We start from the raw sequence: 20,447 nt of genomic DNA, 5'->3' as shown, positions 1-20,447 counted from the left end.
TTAGGCGCACCATGCATCAATTGAATAAACTGGATACCAAGATGGCCTTGCTTGAAGTGAAAGACCTGAAGGTTCGTGTCGAGGAGCGTGAGATCCTCCACGGGCTGACGCTGACCGTGAACGAGGGCGAGATCCACGCCATCATGGGGCCGAACGGCTCCGGCAAGTCGACGCTCTCGCACGTCATCGCCGGCAAGCCCGGCTACGAGGTGACCGACGGCCAGATCCTGTTCAGGGGCGAGGACCTTCTGGAGATGGCTCCCGAGGAGCGCGCTGCGAAGGGCGTGTTCCTGGCGTTCCAGTATCCGGTCGAGATTCCCGGTGTCACCACCATGAACTTCCTCCGGACCGCGCTGAACGCGCAGCGCAAGGCGCGCGGCGAGACCGAGCTGATGGTGCCGGAGTTTTTGAAGAAGGTCCGCGAGGTCTCGAAGTCGCTGAACATTCCGCAGGACATGCTCAAGCGCGGCGTCAATGTCGGCTTCTCCGGCGGCGAGAAGAAGCGCAACGAAGTGTTGCAGATGGCGCTGTTCGAGCCGAGCCTGTGCATCCTCGACGAGATGGATTCCGGCCTCGATATCGACGCGCTGCGCATTGCGGCCGACGGCGTCAACGCGCTGCACTCGCCCAAGCGCGCGATGGTCGTCATCACCCACTATCAGCGGCTGCTCAACTACATCGTGCCCGACGTGGTGCACGTGATGTCGAAGGGCCGCGTCGTGAAGAGCGGCGACAAGGAACTGGCGCTCGAGCTGGAAGCGTCCGGCTACGCCCAGTTCGAGGATGCCGCGTAAGGATTGTTTACGATGAACGTTGCTGTGGCAAAGACCGGAAAGGGCCGCGCGGTGAGCGATCTCTTCACCAGCGCCGAAGGCCGGTTGCCGGGTTCGCCTTCTGTGATTGCGGCGCGCCGCGAGTCGTTCGAGACCTATGAGCGTCTCGGCCTGCCGCATCGCCGGATCGAGGAATGGAAGTACACCGATCTGCGTGCGCTGGTCGGTGAGGTGTTGCCGTTGGCGGCCGCGCCGGATGCAGCCGCGCTGAAGTGCGCTGCCGACGCGGTGAAGGCACATGCGATCGCAGGCGCCCGTAAGCTGGTGCTGGTCGACGGCGCGTTCGCGGCCGATCTGTCCGACGTCAAGGCGCTTGGCGCTGAGGTGGGCTTTAAGACGTTGCGGGAGACGCTGGGGAAGGACGCCGGGCTGCTGAAGACCGCGTCCACCGATGCCGTGATCGCGCTCAACGCGGCGATGGCGACGGACGGCGTCGTGCTGTCGATTCCCGATGGCGCGCAGCCGTCTGCGCCAATCCAGATCATTCACGTGGCGACCGCCGCGTCGGCGTCGGTCTTCACCCGGTCGCAGGTCGCAATCGGGAAGGGCGTTCGCGCCACCATCGTCGAGAGTTTCGTTGCGGCTGGCGCCAAGGCCTATCAGATCAACGACGCCGTACTCGTCACAGTCGGTGACGATGCCGACGTCGCGCATATCCGCCTGATGGACGATGCGCCGGACGCGCTGAATGTGACTTCGCATTTCGTCACGGTCGGCGCCAACGTCAAATTCAATTTCTTCAACATGACCACCGGTGCGGCCGTCAGCCGCTTGCAAGGCTTCATCACGCTGGCGGGCGAGGGCAGCGAACTCTCCATCAACGGCGTCAATTTGTTGCAGAAGACCGAGCATGGCGACACGACGCTGGTGGTCGACCATGCGGTGCCGAACTGCGTCAGCCGCGAAATCTTCCGCGCCGTAATCGACGATCGCGCCCATTCCGTGTTCCAGGGCCGCATCATCGTCCGTCCCGACGCGCAGAAGACCGACGGCAAGATGATGACGCGCGCGCTGCTGCTCTCGGACGAAGCCGAGGCCGACAACAAGCCCGAGCTCGAAATCTTCGCCGACGACGTCTCCTGCGGCCACGGCGCCACCGCCGGCGCGCTGGACGAGAGCCTGCTGTTCTATCTGAAGGCGCGCGGCCTGCCGGAGAAGCAGGCCCAGGCGCTGCTGATCCAGGCCTTCGTGGGCGAAGCGATCGAGCAGATCGCCGATGATGATTTGCGCGAGCACGTGATCGGCATTGCCGAGCGCTGGCTGGAGCGGCGGTCATGAGCACGCATCCGGCAGTCAAGAACGGCACTTATGACGTCGCGCGGGTGCGCCAGGATTTTCCGGCGCTTGCGACGCAGGTCTATGGCAAGCCGCTGGTCTATCTCGACAACGCCGCTTCCGCGCAGAAGCCGAGCGCCGTACTGGACCGCATGACGCAGGCCTACACGTCGGAATACGCCAACGTCCATCGCGGCCTGCATTACCTCGCCAACGCTGCGACCGAAGCCTATGAGGGCGGTCGTATCAAGGTCGCGCAGTTCATCAACGCGTCGCGACCTGAGGAAGTGGTCTTCACCCGCAACGCGACGGAAGCGATCAATCTGGTCGCCTCGTCCTGGGGTGGGCCGAGCATCAAAGACGGCGACGAGATCGTCATTTCGATCATGGAGCACCACTCCAACATCGTGCCCTGGCATTTCCTCAGGGAGCGTCAGGGTGCCGTGATCAAATGGGCGCCAGTCGACGACGAAGGCAATTTCCTCATCGACGAGTTCGAGAAGCTGCTGACGTCTAAGACAAAACTGGTCGCGATCACGCAGATGTCGAACGCGCTCGGCACCATCGTCCCGGTCAAGGACGTCGTCAAGATCGCGCATGCCCGCGGCATCCCGGTGCTGGTCGACGGCAGCCAGGGCGCGGTGCATCTGCCGGTCGACGTCCAGGACATCGGTTGCGACTTCTACGTCTTCACCGGCCACAAGGTCTACGGTCCCACCGGCATCGGCGTGCTCTGGGCCAAGTACGACCATCTCGTCGCGATGCGCCCCTATAACGGTGGCGGCGAGATGATCCGCGAGGTCTCGCGCGATGTCGTCACCTATGGCGATCCCCCGCACAAGTTCGAAGCGGGCACGCCGCCGATCGTCGAGGCCGTGGGCCTTGGCGCCGCCATCGACTACGTCAATTCGATCGGCAAGGAGCGCATCGCCGCGCACGAGCACGATCTCGTCACCTACGCTCAGGACAAGCTGCGCGAGATCAACTCGCTGCGGCTGATCGGCACGGCGCGGGGCAAGGGTCCGGTGATCTCGTTCGAGCTGAAGGGCGCGCATGCCCATGACGTCGCCACCGTGATCGACCGTCAGGGGATTGCGGTGCGCGCCGGCACTCATTGCGTCATGCCGCTTTTAGAGCGGTTCAACGTGACTGCCACATGCCGTGCCTCGTTCGGCATGTATAATACGCGGGAAGAAGTCGATCATCTGGCACAGGCGCTGTTAAAGGCGCGGGATTTGTTCGCATGAGTGACACGGCCGAAATCAAAGCCAATCCGATGGAGACCCATTCGGCGCTGCCGCCGGAGGAGACCGAGCGTCTCACCACCGAGATCATCGCGGCTCTCAAGACGGTGTTCGATCCGGAAATTCCGGCCGACATCTATGAGCTTGGCCTGATCTACAAGGTCGAGATCAAGGACGATCGCTCCGTCGACGTGCAGATGACGCTGACGACGCCGAACTGCCCGGCCGCCGGCGAGTTGCCGACCATGGTCGAGAACGCGGTCGCCAGCGTTCCCGGCGTCGGCGTGGTCGACGTCAAGGTGATCTGGGAGCCGGCCTGGACGCCGGAACGCATGAGCGACGAGGCGCGCCTCGTCCTCAACATGTGGTGACGCGTAACCTCGATATTGAATTCGCTCGGCAACGGACCACATCACTGACATGACCCAAATATCGTCAGGCTCGACACCAGCATCCACTCCGAAGCCGAAGCGGCCCCGCCCGCAGGTGATGCGGCTGACCGATGCTGCTGCCCAGCGCATCAGTGAGCTCACCCAGCGCGCCGATTCCGAGATCGTGGGCCTGCGTGTCGGCGTCAAGAACGGCGGCTGTGCCGGCCAGTCCTACACCGTCGAATACGCCCACGACATCCGCTCGACCGACGAAGTGGTCGAGGACAAGGGCGTCAAGATCCTGGTCGAACCCAAGGCCGTGCTGTTCCTGCTCGGCACCGAGATGGACTACAAGGCCGACAAGATGCAAGCCCAGTTCGTCTTCAACAATCCCAACCAGATCTCCGCCTGCGGCTGCGGCGAGTCGGTCGAGCTGCGCCCGGCCAAGATCGACGGGTAACCGCGCTACCGCCGCACATTTCGCTCGCAATGACGGCGGTGGTATGAAGGCTGGCCTGCTCGCCCGGGGAAGCCTCCAATGGACCGCGAATTCCTGATCGATCTGTTCGCCGATTTCGGCCCCGTCGCTATCCGGAAAATGTTCTCCGGCTACGGCATCTCCGCCGATGGCATCAATTTCGCGCTGGCCTTGCGCGCTGGCCTGTTCTTCCGCGCGGATGAGGTGACCATCCCCGACTTCGAAGCGGAAGGCTCAAAGCCGTTCCAGTACTCGACTCGCGCCAAGACCGTGCTGGTGAATTCCTACTGGGAGCTGCCAGCGCGGCTGTTCGACGATTCCGAGGAGCTGGCGCAATGGGCGAGGGCGGCGCTCGCCGCCGCCCAGCGCGCCAAGGTGAAGAAGCGTCCCAAGAAGGCCAAGAAGGCGGCGGCGAAGCAGGCCGTCGCGAAGAAGCAGCCTGCCAAGAAAGCAGTCAAGAAGTCGGCCCGTAGGGTGGGCAAAGCGAAGCGTGCCCACCGTTAAGGTCTTGCCGTGGAGAAATGGTGGGCACGGCGCTTGCGCGCCTTCCCACTCTACGAGACCTCAGTCCACGGCCTTGGTGAGGCCAACCCTCATGTCCTTGGCCACAAAAACACACACGCCGTCTGCAAGCACGCGCCCGTTGGCAATTCCGAGGACCAGCTTGCCGCGCCGGACCATACGCATCGCGACCTCGTAGCGCACGGCGCGCGTCTCCGGCGTGATGGATCCTGTGACCTCCACCTCGCCGACGCCGATGGCGCGGCCCTTGCCCGGCGAGCCGGACCAGCCGAGCCAGTAGCCGACCATCTGCCACATCGCATCCAGCCCCAGACTTCCAGGCATCATCGCGTCACCGCGATAATGGCAATCGAAGAACCAGTGGCCTGGCACAATGCCGAGCTCGCCGACGATGTGGCCCTTGCCGAATTCGCCGCCGTCCAGGCTGATTTCGGTGATGCGGTCCATCATGAGCATCGGCGGCGCCGGCAATTGCGCGTTACCCGGACCGAAATAGCCGCCTTCGCTCGATCTCAGCAGATCGTCCCTGGTGTAGGACGGTTGCGGGACGTGAAAATCATGCGGGTTTGGCAAGATGACAAGTCCTCGATGCTCGCGGGGGGCGAGGAGGAAGATGTCGTTCGTCAGATTGGAATGTCAAGCGCGGGCGGCTTTCGGCGCGTTGGTTGCGCGTCATGCCACCCGGTTGTGCGTCTCGACCGCGTATTCCGGGTCGACTTCGCAGATCACACGGTTGCGGCCGTTACGCTTGGCGGCATAGAGGCAGGCATCCGCACGCTCGATCAGCGCTTCGGTGTCGTCGCCCTGCTTCAGCATGGAGACGCCGACGGAAATGGTGACGCGGCCGAGGATCTCGCCGGTGGATTTCTTCTTCAGTTCCTTCGCCATCACGGCGCGGCGGATGTGGTCGGCGACGGTGAGGGCCTGGCGCAGCGCGGTGTTGGGCAGCACCACCGCGAATTCTTCGCCGCCGTAGCGCGCGGTGATGTCCTGGCCCTTGATGGTCTGCTTCAGGGACAGGCCGACCAGCCGGAGCACCTGGTCACCGGTGAGATGGCCGTAGGAATCGTTGAACGACTTGAAATGGTCGATGTCGAACAGCAAGAGCGACAGCGGTTCGCCGCTCGCAAGCGCGCTCTGCACGGCCATGCCGATCATGCGGTCGAAATATTTGCGGTTGCCGAGGCCCGTCAGCGGATCTGTCAGGCTCTCGGCGCGGATCGCCTCCAGGCTCTGCTGAAGATTGCTGATCTCGCTCTTCGCCAGGATGAGCCGATCTTCCAGCGTCTTGTTGCTCTCACGCATTTCGCCGGTGGAACGGAGCAGAGATTCGATGATCGATTTGATCTGCTCGGCCTGCTTGGCCAGCGAAAGCTCCTTCGCAGCACCCGACAGGCTGGCGTCGTAAGAGCTCGTCATTCCGAGAGCTTCGCTCAACACATCCACGACGTCGTCGATTTCGCCGATGACGCGCGCACCGACCTTGTCGATGCGGTCGGTGGTTTTGATGTGGGAGAGATAGGCGTCGTAGATCTGCTCGAGATCGGCTTCGGTCAGCTTGCCGTTGCGTGCCAGCGTCTCGTTGATGATCTTGTTGAGCGGCGCATTGTAGCCGGTCGCGTAGACGTACCAGATCTCGTAATTGCGGGGAATTGCAGTTTGCTTGAGCGATCGGATCTGACCGAGCGCCACCTCGGCGAACGCCATCGTGCGTTCGTGTTCATCGAGCACCTTGACCACAGAACATACCCCACAGCGGTCCGTGCGCCACCGGCCGCAGCAATGCTTAAATTATGTTCGTAGGCTAACGGATGATCGTGAACGGTCGGTAAACGGCCGATCGTTCAACTCTAGCGTGTATCGTGGTTTCAGGCCCCGGCGGGGGAGCGGACCGGTCGCAGCAAGAATGCCGGGAGATGCGAGTGATCACCGGGCTCGGTGTCGGCCTCGCGCTGCCGGCGCGGCTCGGGGCGGCCGATCGAGGGCACGTGCGATGGATTGGCCTGCTGGCGCGAACCGCCACGCGGCTCGGATGATTGCCTGGCTTCCCGCGGAGGCCTCGCCTCGCGCGCGGGCCTTGCCTCGCGTGCAGGCCGCGCTTCGCCGGCGGGCTGTACTTCGGCTGACGGCCGAGCTTCGCCACGCGGTTCGCGCGGCTCGTGGCTGCGCTCACGGTCGCGGCCGCGCTGCGGCTTGCCGCGTCCGCCGCGGGAGCGTTCACGATCGCGGCCGCGCGATTCGCGGGGGCGGTCGCCCTGTTCGGAGGATTCCGCATTCACCGCGTAGTCGCCCTCGGCGCGCGGAATGCTCTGGCCGATCAGCTTCTCGATCGCGACCATCGACTTCTGGTCGAGCGGTGTGACGAGCGAGATCGCCATGCCGGACCGGCCTGCGCGGCCGGTGCGGCCGACGCGATGGACGTAATCATCGGGATGGTGGGGGACGTCGAAGTTGAAGACGTGGCTGACCTCGGGGATGTCGAGGCCGCGGGCGGCGACGTCGGAGGCGACCAGCAGCGGCAGCTCGCCCTTGCGGAACTGTTCGAGCGCCGCCGTGCGGGCCGACTGATCCATGTCGCCATGCAGGGCGCCGACGCTGAAGCCGTGCTTCTGCAGCGATTTATGAACGACGGCGACCTCGCGCTTGCGATTGCAAAAGATGATCGCGTTCTTGAGATCCTTGGCCTCGCGTAGCAGGCGGCGAAGCAATTCGCGCTTTTCGTGCGCCTCGCGCCCGGCCGGGACCTGACACTGCGTGACGGTCACGGCGGTGGTGGCCGGCTTGGAGACTTCGACCTTTTGCGGATTGTGCAGGAAGGTCTCGGTGATGCGCCGGATTTCCGGCGGCATGGTCGCGGTGAAGAACAGGGTCTGCCGCGTGAAGGGGACGAGCTTGCAGACGCGCTCGATGTCCGGGATGAAGCCCATGTCCAGCATGCGGTCGGCTTCGTCGATGACGAGCAGCTCGACGCCGGTGAGCAGAAGACCGCCGCGCTCGGTGTGGTCGAGCAGGCGGCCCGGGGTGGCGATCAGCACGTCGACGCCGCGCGTCAGCTTGGCATCCTGGTCGCCGAACGAGACGCCGCCGATCAAGAGGGCGACGTTGAGTTTCTGGCCGGCGCCGTAGCGGTCAAAATTCTCTTTGACCTGCGCCGCGAGTTCGCGGGTCGGCTCCAGGATCAGCGTGCGCGGCATACGTGCCCGGGCGCGACCCTTTTCGAGAATGGTGAGCATCGGCAGCACGAAGGCCGCGGTCTTGCCGGTGCCGGTCTGGGCGATGCCGAGCACGTCCTTACGTGCGAGGACGTGAGGGATCGCCTGTTCCTGAATGGGGGTGGGGGTGGTGTAACCGGTGGCCGCCACTGCGGCGAGGACTTTTTCGGACAGTCCGAGATTTGAAAAGGACATTGAGCCTCTGGTCGAAACCGCCGTTCGGAATCGAGGGTAATAAGGCTGTCGCGTTCCACCCCGAAACGGCGCGCTCTCAAAGAAGCTGGGGGTGCTGACTCACGCGAACAAAGCGCCAGGCTCAGGAATCGCTCTTCGATCTGAGCCGCGTCGCCCCGGAACATAGGCGGGAATCGGCCAAAGTCAATGGAGCAGCCGCGGGAAGGCCCTAAAAACCCTCAGGTTTTTGCCAAATACCGGGCGCGGCTTGGCTTTTCGCCGCGGCGGCTGGCCCGGCGGTTAACGCGCTCCTGCGGCCTGGGCCCGGAAATCACCCGGCGCCATGCCATAGGCGGCGTTGAAGACCCGGTAGGTCGCCAGGCTCTCGAAGCCGCAGGCGGTGGCGATATCGGCGATCAGCCGCTCCGGCGCATCGCACATCAGGCGGCGGCTTCTCTTCAGCCGCTCTTCCGTCACGGTCTGCGAGAAGCTGCGGTCGGCGACCTCGAACAGCATGTGCAAATGGCGCACGGAGACACCGAGCAGATCGGCCACGCGCGTCGGTACCAGGGCCGGGTCCGGCAAATGGCGAGCGATCAGGCGCCGGGCCAGGGACAGGCGGGCGGTCCGGAGCGCGGCCTGCCCGCGTCGGTGTACCAGCGATACACGGCAGCCCCTCGCCTCGAACGGAAACCCGCTCAAGAAAAAGCAGTTTCCGCGGGAATCTACCCTAGGCCAATTGGTGGAACCGGAAGGCCGGTTCGTTGAACCGCCATTATGGCTGGACCGACTATCACATCAACGGCGTAAGGTTACTGACGAGCGGTTCTGGGACCTGACGGGACGCCGTTCTGCAGTGGGAAGAAGACGATGACGCGTCGGTTTTTCAGAAGTCTGGCAGCGCTTGGCCTGGCGGCAAGCCTCAGCGGTTTCGCCAGTATCGCACATGCCGAAAAGCGCGTCGCGCTGGTCGTCGGCAACAACGACTACAAGAACGTGCCGAAGCTCCTGAAGGCCGTCAACGATGCCCGCACTATGGGCGACACCCTGAAGCAGCTTGGCTTCTCGGTGATGGTGGCCGAAAATCAGAATCGGCAGCAATTCTCCGAGGCGTTGCTCGCCTTCGACCGGGCGATCGAGCCCGGCGACACCGCGTTCTTCTTCTACGCCGGCCACGGCTTCGAGATCGCAGGCCAGAACTATCTGCTGCCGACCGATGTGCCGGCGGCGACCGAAGGCCAGGAAGAACTGGTGCGCGACGCCTCCATTCTGGCCGACCGTGTCGTGGAGCGTCTCCAGAACAAGAAGGCGCGAACCTCGATCCTGGTGTTCGACGCCTGCCGCAACAATCCGTTCGAGCGCTCCGGCACTCGCGCGGTCACCGGCGGCGGCGGCCTCGCGCCGATGACGCAGCTGCCCGAAGGCGTGTTCTCGGTGTTCTCGGCTGGTCCCCGCCAGACCGCACTCGATCGTCTCTCCAACGACGATGCCAATCCCAATTCGGTGTTCACGCGCACCTTCGCGAGAGAGCTGCTCCAGCCCGGCGAGAACCTCGTGCAGGTCGCGCAGCACACGCGCCGACTGGTCAGCGAGATGGCCGACACCGTCAAGCACAAGCAGGTGCCGGTCTATTTCGACCAGATGGTCGACGACGTCTTCCTCAGCGGCATCGCCAAGGATGCGGCAGCCGCCGCCGCGCGGCCGGCCGATCCGCCGCCGCAGAAGGTCGCAGCCCTGCCGCCGGTCTCGGTGCCGCGCGTGCCGAAGGAGGAGACCAGCAACGCGCCGATCGCGAACTTCTCGCGCCACAATGGCGGCTGGAGCGTGACCTTCTCCTTCGTGGATCCGACGGTCGGGATCTCGTGGCGCATGGCCGGCAACGGCGACTTCCGCGAGACCGGATTCATGGACACATTCGATCCGCGCACGCGCAAGCGGATGCCGAACCCGTCGATCGAATTGCCGCCGGACGCGGCCGCCGGCACGATCGAGGTCCGCTATGTCGACGCTTCCGGTGACATGCAGGGACCGTTTCCGATCAAGTTCGACCCTGAAGCGGCGCTGATCCGCGACCAGCGCAAGATCCTCGACATGACCGCCACGAGCTGGCTGTCGTTCCGCGAGTTCAACGGGCTGCTGGTCTATTACACGCATCTGGTGTCGTACCGCTGCGCCATCCGCGAGGTGCGGATCGGCATCGATACGGCGGTGCCGGACAAGGTGCTGAAGATGCCGCCTTGCGACCTCAGGGATCCCAGCGCGATCTCGGCTGGCATGCTGCTCTACCAGAAGCTCCCGCCGGCAACGCAATTCATGTCGGTCGAGTTGACCTATCGCGACGGCAGCGTGTCGGAGGTCAAGAGTTTTCGCACCGCGAACCGCAGCAACAATTGAGCGGTTTCTCAAATTGAACATGCTCTCGACGCGCGCAGGCGCTACAATCAGCCGACGATGCAGCAGTGAGAGCCGGTCATGGAAACAGTCACGTCAGGTCAACCCGCATCGCGCGTCCGGAAAGTCCGCTGCTGTATCGTCGGCGGCGGGCCGGCCGGGATGATGCTCGGCTATCTCCTGGGACGCGCCGGCATCGACGTCGTGGTGCTGGAGAAGCACGCGGATTTCTTCCGTGATTTCCGCGGCGACACCGTGCATCCCTCGACGCTCCAGGTTATGGACGAGCTCGGCCTGATCGACGGTTTCCTGAGGCTGCCGCATCAGCAGTTGCAGACGCTTGACGGCCTGTTCGGCGGCACCAAGGTGCGGATCGCCGATCTCAGCCGGCTCAACACAAAGTACCCGTTCATCGCTTTCATGCCGCAATGGGACTTTCTGAATTTCCTGCGCGAGGCCGGCAAGCGCTTCGCCTCGCTCGAGGTTTTGATGAGCACGGAGGCGGTCGACCTGATCCGCAACGGCGAAACCATTGCCGGTGTGCGCGCGCAGACGCCGGACGGCATGATCGACATCGAGGCCGATCTCGCTCTTGCCTGCGACGGCCGGCACTCGACGGTGCGCGAGCGCGCAGGCCTCAGCGCGGAGGAGATCGGTGCGCCGATGGACGTGCTGTGGTTCCGCGCGGGGCGAACTCCCGGCGAGACCGAGAATTTGTTCGCGCGTGTCGAGCCCGGCAAGATGATGGTCACCTTCGACCGCGGCGACTACTGGCAGTGCGCCTATGTCATCGCCAAGGGGCAATACGATGCGGTGAAGGCGAGGGGATTGCAGGCGTTGCTCGACGACGTCGTGCGCATGGCGCCCGTCCTCAAGCGCGGAATCGCCGACGTGAAGAGCTTTGACGACGTCAAGCTTCTCACCGTCGCGATCAACCGCCTGACACACTGGACGCGGCCGGGCCTGCTCTGCATCGGCGATGCCGCGCATGCGATGTCGCCGGTCGGCGGCGTCGGCGTCAATCTTGCCGTGCAGGATGCGGTCGCGACCGCCAACCTGCTGGCTGCGAGGCTGGCGCACGGCTGTCCATCCGAGGAAGAGCTCGATGCCATCAGGCGCCGCCGCGAGTTCCCGGTGAAGATGACGCAGGCAATGCAGGTGGTCGTGCAGAACAACATCATCAAAGGCGCGCTGAAAGGTGCCGATCGGCCGCTCAAGGTGCCGCTGATCCTGCGCCTGATCTCCGCAGTGCCGTGGCTCCAGGGCATTCCCGCGCGCTTCATCGCCATCGGTGTGCGCCCCGAGCACGTGCAGTCGAAAGCCGCGCCGGCATCCTGACGTAGCGATTTGGTAGGGATAATGCTGCGTTAAATTGCGGCTTCTGCGTTGCGTGCGTGCAACAGCCCAATCGGATTCAAAGGCTGCTGGATGCCAATCCGGCGCCTTAACTCTCTTGATTCAAATTTGAGTAAGAACTGCGTGTGAGCGTGCGCCCATCAAAGGACACGGGGTGTACCATGCGTAACAAATTGATTGCTGCCTTCGCCTGCACGACCGCGCTGGTCTCGACCGGTGCCGCTTCCGCGGCCGATCTCGGTGCGCGCTACACGAAGGCGCCTGCCTATATCGAGCCGCTGTTCAACTGGACCGGCTTCTATGTCGGCGGCCATATCGGTGGCGCCTGGACCAACGAGCAGTTCATCAACAATGGCGTCGGTGCGCCGTTCGGCGATCTGACGCCGGGCCAGGGCTATCGCCAGCGCGGTGCCGGCATCATGGGCGGTGCCCAGATCGGCTACAACTGGCAGGCCAACAACTACGTGTTCGGCATGGAAGGCACGATCTCCGGCCTCGACAACAAAGGCACCGTCGTGAACACCGCTTTCGGTGCGGGCGACGACGTGTTCAGCTGGCGTGCGAACGTCCTCGCGACCGTTGTCGGTCGCGCCGGCTTCGCCGTGCAGAACAATCTGTTCTACTTCAAGGGCGGCTATGCCGGCGTCAACAACCGTCTCAACGTCACCGACACGGTCGGCGTGGCGACGGGCTCGGGCGGTCAGACCCACTGGGCCAACGGCTGGACCGTCGGCGCCGGCTGGGAATACGGCATAACCCGCAACTGGATCGTCGGCCTCGAATACAACTACGCGGCCTTCGGCAGCCAGACCTATCAACTCGGCGGCCTCTCCGGGAACTACACGTTCGACGCCAAGCCGCGCGACATCCAGTGGGCCGTCGTGCGTGCGAGCTACAAGTTCGACGCGCCGGTCATCGGCCGCTACTGAGCAACAAACGACCAATCAGCAAAAAAGACGATCACTTCCAAATTTAAAGCCCCGGCATTGCCGGGGCTTCTTTTTTGTGTGACGCGACGGCGGCTCAGGCCATGACCGAGAAACCGCCATCGACCGGGATCGCCGTGCCCGTGACAAAGTTCGAGGCTGACGAGGCGAGAAACACGGCAATGCCGGCGAAGTCGTCGATGTCGCCCCAGCGCCCCGCCGGCGTGCGCGCCAGCACGCGCTCGTGCAATCCCGCTACCTGCTTCCGCGCGCCGCGGGTGAGATCGGTGTCGATCCAGCCCGGCAGGATGGCGTTGACCTGGATGTTGTCGGGCGCCCAGGCGTTGGCGCAGGCGCGCGTGTACTGCACGATGCCGCCCTTGCTCGCTGCATAGGCGGTCGCGAAGCTCGCGCCGAAGATCGACATCATCGAGCCGATGTTGATCACCTTGCCGTTGCCCGACGCCTTCAGCGCCGGGTAGGCCAGCTTCGAGCAGAGGAAGGCGCTGGTGAGGTTGGTGTCGATCACCTTGTTCCACTCGTCGAGCTCGAGCTCGTGTGGCGGCTTGCGGATGCTCATGCCGGCGTTGTTGATCAGGATGTCGATGCGGCCGAGCTCCTTGACGACGCGGTCGATCATCGCGGCGATAGCGGCCTTGTCGGTCACGTCGGTCGTGACGGCGATCGCCTTCACGCCACGCTGCTTGAGGTCGGCGACCGCTGCGGCCGACTTGGCTTCGTTGCGTCCGACCACAGCGATGCTGGCGCCGGCATCGGCGAGTCCGTGCGCGAGCCCAAGCCCGATGCCGCCATTGCCTCCTGTGACGATCGCGACTTTGCCGCGGAGTTCGAACCGGCTGGATGTCATGCTTGTATTCCCTTTTTTGCTTGCGTTTCTTCTATTGCTTGCTCTGCCAGATCAGGACCAGCCCGAAGCCGGCCATCGCCGCGCCATAGCCCGCCCATTGCAGCTGGTTGATCATGAAGCTCGATCGCGGCCAGGCGACGGTTCCCGTGCCTTGTCCGATCCAGAGCAGCCCGAGGGCGAGGGCGAGCAGGCCTGCGATTAGCAGAAATCTGCGCATGCATTCCTCCGGATTGATCTGCATTTGCAGCGCCACGCGCGACTAACGACGTCTGCTGCCGGAAACTCGAGCAGCACAGTAACCGCAGCTTTGGTCCGGATACAATGCCGCGGGCCTAATCTCCCGGCGGGCGGCGTAGTTTTGTGCGCGGGAAAGGTCTGCGTACGGGGCTTGGGAGGCTCGCGCAAGGTCAGCGGCTCGCAACTAAAAAGCCCCGGAATTGCCGGGGCTTTTTGCTCGTCCGACTGTCGAGGTCGTCTCAGTACTTCGCGACGAGCGGCGCACCGCCCCAGTTGAAGCGATACACGAGTTCGCTGCGCACGCTGTGCTCGCGAAGCTTCTCAGTCTGGCTAAATCCTGTCGGAAGGCCAGTCGCAAAGTCGGAAACCGCGACATTAGCGCGGTCGAACTCCGAGTACCGGTACTCGGTCTTCCAGAACAGGCCAGGCAGGAAGCTGGTCAAGGCATATTCATCGCCTGTGCCAATGAACCAGCCACCTTTGGTGAAGCCAGGCGCCGAGAACGCGGCAGCCGCGATACCAGGGAAGAAGAAGGTCGTACCCTTCCAGTGTGCCTGGGTGTAGCCACCGGAAACGTAAGTCAAGAGTTGCGGCAGGACCAGATAGCCGACGCGGCCGCCGACAGCCCATTGCCAGTCTTGTTTTTGCTGACCCGTGAAGGCGCCGGCAAAGCCGTGGTCTCCGTGTACGTCCATGAAATCGTAATCTGCGAAGGCGCCGACCACCCAATTGTTGAACTGGTAGTCGCAACCGCCCTGAACCGTGCCGAACCAACCGCGGGCACCGCCCGTCAGATTGTTGTCGAGCACAGCGCCCGTGGCAGTGGTGAAATCGTTGTAATCATTGTTCGACATCGCGCCGCCACCACCGGCGCCGACGTAGCAGCCGCTCCAGTTGGCGACCGGAGCCGCAGCCATCGGAGCCTTAGTGTAGGGCCGCGCGGCGAGGTCAGCCGCCGAGGCCGATCCGGTCATCACCGCCATCGCGGTCAGAGCGAGCAAAAGCTTCTTCATTTGAAATCCCAATCTTGGTTCAACGGGCAGGCGTGAGCGCTCCGAATTCGGAGTCGTCGGACATCCGAACCATAACCAGTTCCCGCCGAAATGCTGTTGCAGACCAGATACATGGCTGTAACGGCCGTGTGGCTTGGCGCGACGTGCACGGACTTTTGCTGCCATCCGCACGGTCTGTGACACTACATGCGGACTTGGACGTCAGACGCTGTGCCAGCTGTCCAGTCGATGCTCAAGCCTGTGATGGACGAGATTCGATCGCAGGGGCGTGCTCGGCATACGAAAAAGCCCCGGGCGATACCGGGGCTTTGACGTCTGAGACTGGGTTCAGATCAGATCAGTACTTTGCGACGACCGGACCGGTCCAGTTGAAGCGGTAGACCAGCGAGGTCGAGATCGTCTGGTTCCAGCTGTTGGCACGGATGCTGTTGCCGGTCGGGAGGTTGGTGCCGTCGATCAGTTCATCCTGTGTCTTGGCGTTGTAGAAGGCCGAACGATACTCGGTCTTCATGAACCAGCCGGGCGACTGGATGCCGAAGATGTTCAGGTTGTTCTCGACGCCGCCTCCGACGAACCAGCCATTGCGATTGTAGCCGTTGAGGTGAGCGCCGGCCGGCGCGCCAGCCAGGGTCATGAAGCTGGTGCTGCCGAAGTGGGCGCCCGAGTAACCGCCGTTGACGTAGGAGAGAACGTTCGGAGCAACCAGCCAACCGAGGCGCACACCAGCGGCCCAGGAGTCTTCCAGCTTCTGGTTGCCGGTGATGCCAAAGAGCGGATCCTGCACCGTGGAACGGATGCTGCCGAACTGCCCGTCGGCGAACACGCCGGCGACCCAGGTGCCGCTGAACTGCCAGTCGTAGCCGAGGCCGACGGTGCCGAACCAGCCCGAGCCACCCTGACGCTGGGTGATGGTCAGCGGCGTGCCGGTCGCGGTGTCGCGGATCTGCTGGTCGGAGTTCGAGAGGCCGCCGCCGCCACCGCCGAAGATGTAGAAGCCGGTCCAGTTGGCGACCGGAGCCGCCATCGGGGCCTTTACGTAGGGACGGGCCGCAAGGTCGGCCGCCGAGGCCGAACCGGTCATTGCCGCAACCGCGGTCAGAGCCAGCAAAATCTTCTTCATGATAAATCCCCAACTTTGGTCTGTAGCAGGCGCGAGCGCACCGAAGTTCGTCTCAACTGATGCCCGGACTATAGCCGGTTCTCGCCGAAATGCTGTTGCAGGGCAGGCACAGTCGCCGGGAAACGTCAGCTGGAGGGGTATTGTATCACGGTCACAGGGTTCACGAAAAGTTATGTAATTTCAATAGATTATGCGAATCTTTGGACCTCTCCCTTCGGGTAAGTTTTCGTTAGGAATTCGCCTTAGTCAGAAATAAAGGCAGTCCTGCCTCAGCCCTGGCGTTGGCCCTTCCTCAGTGAGTCGTTGGCCGAGTCGTACTTGGAGAGCCGGTTTGCCGCGGATGAATCGCTGCACCGCCGCCCTCACGTGAAAAAGCCCCTGCCTCGGCCGGGGCTTTTGAGCGGGAATCGCAAGCGTCAGACGTCGAGCAGCTCTTCGCTCGCGAACTCGGCCTTGTCCGAGATGAAGGCGAAGCGCGCCTCGGCCTTGGTGCCCATCAGGCGCTCCACCGAATCCGCCGTGGTGTCGCGATCGTCGGCGAGCAGCACCACCTTCAGCATGGTCCGCTTGGCCGGATCCATGGTGGTCTCCTTGAGCTGCGCCGGCATCATCTCGCCGAGGCCTTTGAAGCGATTCACCTCGACCTTGGCGTTGGCGTTGAACGCGCTCTTGATCAGCTCTTCCTTGTGCTTGTCGTCGCGCGCATAGACCGATTTGGTGCCGTGGGTCAGCTTGTAGAGCGGCGGCACCGCGAGGAAGAGATGCCCCTCGTCGATCAGCCGTGGCATTTGCCGATAGAAGAAGGTGATCAGCAGCGAAGCAATGTGGGCGCCGTCGACGTCGGCGTCGGTCATGATGATGATGCGCTGGTAGCGCAAATCCTCTTCGCGATACTGCGCGAGCTGGCCGCAGCCGATCGCCTGCACGAGGTCGGAGAGCTGGGTGTTCGCGGTCAGCTTGTCCTTGCCGGCGGAAGCGACGTTGAGGATCTTGCCGCGCAGCGGCAGCACGGCCTGGGTCTTGCGGTCGCGCGCCTGCTTGGCGCTGCCGCCGGCCGAGTCACCCTCGACGATGAAAAGCTCGGAGCCTTCGGTGCCCGCATCGCTGCAATCGGCGAGCTTGCCGGGCAGGCGCAGCTTCTTGCCGGCGGTCTTGCGCGCCGTCTCCTTTTCCTGGCGACGCCGCAGCCGCTCTTCGGCGCGGTCGATGACGAAGTCGAGCAGCCTGTTGGCCATGTTCGGATTGCCCGATAGCCAATGGTCGAACGGATCCTTCATCGCCTGTTCGACGATGCGCTGAGCTTCGGCGGTGGCGAGGCGATCCTTGGTCTGGCCCTGAAATTCAGGCTCGCGTACGAATACAGAGAGCATCACGGCCGCGCCCACCATGACGTCTTCCGAGGTGATGGACGAGGCGCGCTTGCCCTGGCCGACGCGCTCGGCGTGATCCTTCAGGCCGCGCAACAGCGCGCTGCGCAGACCCGACTCGTGCGTGCCGCCATCGGGTGTCGGCACGGTGTTGGTGTAGGAGGAGAGGAAGCCGTCGGCATCCGCGGTCCAGGCCACCGCCCATTCGCAGGCGCCATGCGCGCCGTTGCGGCCGGACTTGCCGGAGAAGATGTCGGGATGCACGAGCGTGTCGGCGTGGATCGCCGCCGCCAGATAGTCCTTCAGGCCGCCGGGAAAGTGGAAGGTGGCTTCCGCCGGCACGTCCTCGACGCCCTTCAAGAGCTCGGGCGCGCAATTCCAGCGGATCTCGACGCCGCCGAACAGATACGCCTTCGAGCGCGTCATCTTGAACAGCCGCTGCGGCTTGAAGGCGGCCTTGGCGCCGAAGATGTCAGTGTCCGGCTTGAAGCGCACGCGGGTGCCGCGGCGGTTGTTGATCTTGCCGAGATCCTCGAGCTTGCCCTTCGGGTGGCCGCGCTCGAACGTCATGCGGTAGAGTTTCTGGCTGCGGGCGACCTCGACCTCGAGCAGCGAGGAGAGGGCGTTCACCACGGAGATGCCGACACCGTGCAGGCCGCCAGACGTCTCATAGACCTTGCTGTCGAACTTGCCGCCCGAATGCAGCGTGCACATGATGACTTCGAGCGCAGACTTCTTCGGGAACTTCGGATGCGGATCGACCGGAATGCCGCGGCCGTTGTCGGTCACGGTCAGAAAGCCGTCCGCGCTCAAATCCACCCCGATGAAGGTCGCGTGTCCCGCCAGCGCCTCGTCCATCGAGTTGTCGATGACCTCGGCGAAGAGGTGATGCAGTGCCTTCTCGTCAGTACCGCCGATATACATGCCAGGCCGGCGCCGGACTGGTTCCAAGCCTTCGAGCACCTCGATGTCGGCTGCGGTGTAATCGGCCTCGGCACCGCTTGGGCGGGGAGCTGCCTTCGCGGCAGGTCGGGCTTTCGGCTCGCTACCGTCGAACAAATCGTCTTTAGTTTTAGTTTTCAACTGCTTGGACATATATCTTGATGCATTTTGAGGGTCGCGCAAGCGGCGAATCGGTTGGCCTGACTATGCCACTTCTGGCCTCGAAAGGTTACCGCGGGGCAGATCGGGCGCCGTGGGTGGGAGTTAATCCCGGCGATTTTACGCCGCAAGCTAACCAAGTCCCGGCAATTTGACGCCCCGGCCGCTCTGAACCGGGTTTTGTGACTTGATGTCACACAAGCCCTTGGCTTACCAGTCATTTTCATCGAGCAGCACCTTGAGGCAGGCGGGAAGGCTATTTTGAATGGAGCAGTACGCGCACGCGCTGGCCGACTTTGTGCGCGTTCACCAGGCCTGGGCCGCGCCGATCGTGTTCCTGCTCGCCTTCGGGGAATCGCTCGCCTTCATCTCGCTGCTGATCCCGGCCTGGGGTGCGCTGGTCGCCATCGGCGCCCTGATCGGGGTGAGCGGCATCAGCTTCTACCCGGTCTGGATTGCCGGCGCGATTGGCGCCGCGCTCGGCGATTGGGTCTCCTACTGGTTCGGCTATCGCTACAAGGAGCAGGTCGCGCAGATGTGGCCGCTCTCGCGGTATCCGGAACTGCTGCCGAAGGGCGAGGCCTTCGTGCGCAGCTGGGGCGTACCCAGCATCTTCATCGGCCGCTTCTTCGGGCCGCTGCGTGCCTCCGTGCCGCTCGCCGCCGGGATTTTCGAGATGCCCTACTGGAGCTTCCAGGCCGCCAATTTCGTCTCGGCCTTGGTCTGGTCGGCGGCGCTGCTGCTGTTCGGCGACGTCATTGCCGAGATCATGGAGTGGATCTGGCGGGTGGTGTGAACCCAACGCGCTATCGCGCATCGTAGAATTCCGCGCCAGGCTTCAGCCGCGGGCGGATAAGTCGATGCTATGTCTCGATCAAGGCTGCGGCGTGCGTCATCCGCGCAACGACAGTTCGGATGCTGAAGATGAGAATGCCGGTGCACACAATTTCGATGGCCATCGAAGAGATGGGAACCAGGAGCTCGACGGCAAGGTCTTTTCCGGCCAGCCGCACCGTGGTGAGCACGCCATCGCCGATCACTGAGATGCTCAGCGCGGCCGCAGACACGCCACTTAGGAAGAGGACATGACGAAGCCGGTTGCCTTGCGTGGCGCACACGACAGTGGGAAGCACACGGCGGAGGACCAGATAAGCACAAGCCGCGATCCCGACGATGGCCGATACGTAAAAGGCGCAGGCATCGATCCAGCCGACCGCCTTCGCGAGAGCTTTCACGTCATCGCTCAAGACCGATCGCGTCGCGGCATACCACGCGAGGCGGGTTTTCATGGTCACAAAATCACAGGTAATGACGACGGTGACGATGACGCCGACCTTCCAGGCCTGTCTGGCGAGCCACGCGGTCGCAAACTGCGCAGCGATAACGTGCGGATCTCCAAAATTGGCAATGGCACGTTGCACGGCTTTGCCGCCATCGCCTAAAGGAGCAGCCGCCACGGCCTCGCACAAATGATCCTGAATCTCCTGTCGCACACGTTGCGACAGGGCTGAATCGAAATTGAGTCTGCCCGCGAGGGATTCCGCGAAGGCCGCGATCACGCGGGGGTCTTGCAAGGTGCTGTCCCATCCAGAAGGCCGCCGATGGCTTCGGAGAATCGCTCCCAGACCGCGCGCCGTTCGGTGAGCGCGCGGCGGCCGGAGCGGGTTAGGGCGTAGACCCGCCGCTTTCGCCCGGATTCGGCCGTCGTCCAGTGACTGGACAGGAGCCCTGCTTGCTCGAGACGATGCAGCGCCGGATAGATCGTCCCTTCCGGCAGATTGAAGGCTCGTCCGCTTTTGTCCTTGATCGCCTCGATGATTGCGTAGCCATGCGCCGGGCCCGCTGCCAAGGCAGCCAGCACGATCAAGTCAAGGTGGCCCTTGAGCATTTCTCCTTCCATACTTCGTGACGCTATGCCTTACCCCTCGACCGGTCAAGTTGGGGGGAATCGCCGACGGC

At 63.6% G+C, this 20,447-nt stretch carries 20 protein-coding genes and 1 pseudogene; 10 read left to right on the top strand and 11 right to left on the bottom strand.

Translation table 11 applies throughout. The features are described 5' to 3' along the window. Positions 1–41: 41 nt before the first annotated feature. From sufC to JJE66_RS20365, 6 genes are all read left to right on the top strand, one after another. Complete coding sequence (gene sufC, locus JJE66_RS20390; protein WP_200516306.1) at positions 42–794, top strand: Fe-S cluster assembly ATPase SufC; 753 nt, start codon at positions 42–44, stop codon at positions 792–794. A gap of 12 nt (positions 795–806) precedes the next feature. After that, entirely contained in the window at positions 807–2,111 is a 1,305-nt protein-coding gene (gene sufD / locus JJE66_RS20385) for a Fe-S cluster assembly protein SufD (protein ID WP_200516305.1), read from the top strand. Continuing rightward, positions 2,108–3,355 (top strand): cysteine desulfurase, encoded by a 1,248-nt coding sequence (locus JJE66_RS20380; protein ID WP_200516304.1) that lies wholly within the window; start codon positions 2,108–2,110, stop codon positions 3,353–3,355. The genes sufD and JJE66_RS20380 overlap by 4 nt, the downstream gene beginning before the upstream one ends. Continuing rightward, a complete protein-coding gene (locus JJE66_RS20375) occupies positions 3,352–3,723 on the top strand; it encodes an SUF system Fe-S cluster assembly protein (RefSeq protein ID WP_200516303.1) in 372 nt (123 codons plus the stop codon). Before JJE66_RS20380 ends, JJE66_RS20375 begins: the two co-directional genes overlap by 4 nt. 49 nt (positions 3,724–3,772) lie before the next feature. After that, positions 3,773–4,183: an iron-sulfur cluster assembly accessory protein gene (locus tag JJE66_RS20370; protein WP_200516302.1), complete on the top strand. Its 411-nt coding sequence runs from the start codon at positions 3,773–3,775 to the stop codon at positions 4,181–4,183. A 78-nt stretch (positions 4,184–4,261) separates the two neighbouring features. Further along, a complete protein-coding gene (locus JJE66_RS20365) occupies positions 4,262–4,705 on the top strand; it encodes a TfoX/Sxy family protein (RefSeq protein WP_200516301.1) in 444 nt (147 codons plus the stop codon). Positions 4,706–4,765: 60 nt separating this feature from the next. On the opposite strand, the gene fabA is transcribed toward JJE66_RS20365, so the two are convergent. The 4 genes and pseudogenes from fabA to JJE66_RS20345 form a co-directional block, all read right to left on the bottom strand. Further along, complete coding sequence (gene fabA / locus JJE66_RS20360; protein ID WP_200516300.1) at positions 4,766–5,296, bottom strand: bifunctional 3-hydroxydecanoyl-ACP dehydratase/trans-2-decenoyl-ACP isomerase; 531 nt, start codon at positions 5,294–5,296, stop codon at positions 4,766–4,768. Positions 5,297–5,395: 99 nt separating this feature from the next. Further along, positions 5,396–6,463, bottom strand: coding sequence for a GGDEF domain-containing protein (locus JJE66_RS20355; protein WP_200516299.1), 1,068 nt, complete (start codon positions 6,461–6,463; stop codon positions 5,396–5,398). Positions 6,464–6,591: 128 nt separating this feature from the next. Next, the gene (locus tag JJE66_RS20350; protein ID WP_200516298.1) at positions 6,592–8,130 is read right to left on the bottom strand and encodes a DEAD/DEAH box helicase; all 1,539 of its coding nucleotides are present in this window, start codon (positions 8,128–8,130) and stop codon (positions 6,592–6,594) included. Between the two features lie 279 nt (positions 8,131–8,409). Continuing rightward, positions 8,410–8,760: pseudogene (locus JJE66_RS20345) on the bottom strand (helix-turn-helix domain-containing protein); the annotation flags it as partial. 219 nt (positions 8,761–8,979) lie between these two features. Here JJE66_RS20345 and JJE66_RS20340 point away from each other — a divergent pair. The 3 genes from JJE66_RS20340 to JJE66_RS20330 all read left to right on the top strand — a co-directional run bounded on the left by JJE66_RS20340 (position 8,980) and on the right by JJE66_RS20330 (position 12,785). After that, on the top strand, positions 8,980–10,503 hold the full coding sequence (locus JJE66_RS20340) for a caspase family protein (RefSeq protein WP_200516297.1): 1,524 nt from the start codon (positions 8,980–8,982) through the stop codon (positions 10,501–10,503). 78 nt (positions 10,504–10,581) lie between these two features. Further along, positions 10,582–11,838: an FAD-dependent oxidoreductase gene (locus JJE66_RS20335; protein WP_200516296.1), complete on the top strand. Its 1,257-nt coding sequence runs from the start codon at positions 10,582–10,584 to the stop codon at positions 11,836–11,838. 179 nt (positions 11,839–12,017) lie between these two features. After that, positions 12,018–12,785 carry an outer membrane protein gene (locus tag JJE66_RS20330; protein WP_200516295.1) on the top strand — a complete coding sequence of 256 codons (768 nt, stop codon included), beginning with the start codon at positions 12,018–12,020 and terminating at the stop codon, positions 12,783–12,785. 94 nt (positions 12,786–12,879) lie between these two features. On the opposite strand, the gene JJE66_RS20325 is transcribed toward JJE66_RS20330, so the two are convergent. The 5 genes from JJE66_RS20325 to parE all read right to left on the bottom strand — a co-directional run bounded on the left by JJE66_RS20325 (position 12,880) and on the right by parE (position 18,482). Beyond that, the gene (locus tag JJE66_RS20325) at positions 12,880–13,650 is read right to left on the bottom strand and encodes an SDR family NAD(P)-dependent oxidoreductase (protein ID WP_200516294.1); all 771 of its coding nucleotides are present in this window, start codon (positions 13,648–13,650) and stop codon (positions 12,880–12,882) included. 31 nt (positions 13,651–13,681) lie between these two features. Beyond that, positions 13,682–13,867, bottom strand: coding sequence for a hypothetical protein (locus JJE66_RS20320; RefSeq protein ID WP_200516293.1), 186 nt, complete (start codon positions 13,865–13,867; stop codon positions 13,682–13,684). 259 nt (positions 13,868–14,126) lie between these two features. Continuing rightward, the gene (locus JJE66_RS20315) at positions 14,127–14,900 is read right to left on the bottom strand and encodes an outer membrane protein (RefSeq protein WP_200516292.1); all 774 of its coding nucleotides are present in this window, start codon (positions 14,898–14,900) and stop codon (positions 14,127–14,129) included. A gap of 337 nt (positions 14,901–15,237) precedes the next feature. Beyond that, positions 15,238–16,020: an outer membrane protein gene (locus JJE66_RS20310; protein ID WP_200516291.1), complete on the bottom strand. Its 783-nt coding sequence runs from the start codon at positions 16,018–16,020 to the stop codon at positions 15,238–15,240. A gap of 416 nt (positions 16,021–16,436) precedes the next feature. Then, positions 16,437–18,482, bottom strand: coding sequence for a DNA topoisomerase IV subunit B (parE, locus tag JJE66_RS20305; RefSeq protein WP_200516290.1), 2,046 nt, complete (start codon positions 18,480–18,482; stop codon positions 16,437–16,439). 271 nt (positions 18,483–18,753) lie between these two features. Here parE and JJE66_RS20300 point away from each other — a divergent pair, with 271 nt between their 5' ends. Then, positions 18,754–19,284 (top strand): DedA family protein, encoded by a 531-nt coding sequence (locus JJE66_RS20300; RefSeq protein ID WP_200516289.1) that lies wholly within the window; start codon positions 18,754–18,756, stop codon positions 19,282–19,284. Positions 19,285–19,351: 67 nt separating this feature from the next. Here JJE66_RS20300 and JJE66_RS20295 read toward each other — a convergent pair whose 3' ends face one another. Together JJE66_RS20295 and JJE66_RS20290 are read right to left on the bottom strand one after the other, a co-directional pair. Continuing rightward, complete coding sequence (locus tag JJE66_RS20295) at positions 19,352–20,047, bottom strand: hypothetical protein (protein ID WP_200516288.1); 696 nt, start codon at positions 20,045–20,047, stop codon at positions 19,352–19,354. Then, the gene (locus tag JJE66_RS20290) at positions 20,044–20,376 is read right to left on the bottom strand and encodes a PadR family transcriptional regulator (RefSeq protein ID WP_200516287.1); all 333 of its coding nucleotides are present in this window, start codon (positions 20,374–20,376) and stop codon (positions 20,044–20,046) included. Before JJE66_RS20290 ends, JJE66_RS20295 begins: the two co-directional genes overlap by 4 nt. Positions 20,377–20,447: the final 71 nt, after the last annotated feature.

This window comes from Bradyrhizobium diazoefficiens, from assembly GCF_016612535.1.
In the GTDB taxonomy this organism is placed as follows: Bacteria; Pseudomonadota; Alphaproteobacteria; order Rhizobiales; family Xanthobacteraceae; genus Bradyrhizobium; species Bradyrhizobium diazoefficiens_C.
This window is presented reverse-complemented; position numbering and strand designations above follow the sequence as displayed.

What these genes read in the sequence shown, in the direction of transcription:
- sufC (WP_200516306.1), top strand. Translation starts at nt 42, where the DNA reads ATGGCCTTGCTTGAAGTGAAAGACCTGAAGGTTCGTGTCGAGGAGCGT.
- sufD (WP_200516305.1), top strand. Translation starts at nt 807, where the DNA reads ATGAACGTTGCTGTGGCAAAGACCGGAAAGGGCCGCGCGGTGAGCGAT.
- JJE66_RS20380 (WP_200516304.1), top strand. Translation starts at nt 2,108, where the DNA reads ATGAGCACGCATCCGGCAGTCAAGAACGGCACTTATGACGTCGCGCGG.
- JJE66_RS20375 (WP_200516303.1), top strand. Translation starts at nt 3,352, where the DNA reads ATGAGTGACACGGCCGAAATCAAAGCCAATCCGATGGAGACCCATTCG.
- JJE66_RS20370 (WP_200516302.1), top strand. Translation starts at nt 3,773, where the DNA reads ATGACCCAAATATCGTCAGGCTCGACACCAGCATCCACTCCGAAGCCG.
- JJE66_RS20365 (WP_200516301.1), top strand. Translation starts at nt 4,262, where the DNA reads ATGGACCGCGAATTCCTGATCGATCTGTTCGCCGATTTCGGCCCCGTC.
- JJE66_RS20350 (WP_200516298.1), bottom strand. Translation starts at nt 8,130, where the DNA reads ATGTCCTTTTCAAATCTCGGACTGTCCGAAAAAGTCCTCGCCGCAGTG.
- JJE66_RS20340 (WP_200516297.1), top strand. Translation starts at nt 8,980, where the DNA reads ATGACGCGTCGGTTTTTCAGAAGTCTGGCAGCGCTTGGCCTGGCGGCA.
- JJE66_RS20335 (WP_200516296.1), top strand. Translation starts at nt 10,582, where the DNA reads ATGGAAACAGTCACGTCAGGTCAACCCGCATCGCGCGTCCGGAAAGTC.
- JJE66_RS20330 (WP_200516295.1), top strand. Translation starts at nt 12,018, where the DNA reads ATGCGTAACAAATTGATTGCTGCCTTCGCCTGCACGACCGCGCTGGTC.
- JJE66_RS20325 (WP_200516294.1), bottom strand. Translation starts at nt 13,650, where the DNA reads ATGACATCCAGCCGGTTCGAACTCCGCGGCAAAGTCGCGATCGTCACA.
- JJE66_RS20320 (WP_200516293.1), bottom strand. Translation starts at nt 13,867, where the DNA reads ATGCGCAGATTTCTGCTAATCGCAGGCCTGCTCGCCCTCGCCCTCGGG.
- JJE66_RS20315 (WP_200516292.1), bottom strand. Translation starts at nt 14,900, where the DNA reads ATGAAGAAGCTTTTGCTCGCTCTGACCGCGATGGCGGTGATGACCGGA.
- JJE66_RS20310 (WP_200516291.1), bottom strand. Translation starts at nt 16,020, where the DNA reads ATGAAGAAGATTTTGCTGGCTCTGACCGCGGTTGCGGCAATGACCGGT.
- parE (WP_200516290.1), bottom strand. Translation starts at nt 18,482, where the DNA reads ATGTCCAAGCAGTTGAAAACTAAAACTAAAGACGATTTGTTCGACGGT.
- JJE66_RS20300 (WP_200516289.1), top strand. Translation starts at nt 18,754, where the DNA reads ATGGAGCAGTACGCGCACGCGCTGGCCGACTTTGTGCGCGTTCACCAG.
- JJE66_RS20290 (WP_200516287.1), bottom strand. Translation starts at nt 20,376, where the DNA reads ATGCTCAAGGGCCACCTTGACTTGATCGTGCTGGCTGCCTTGGCAGCG.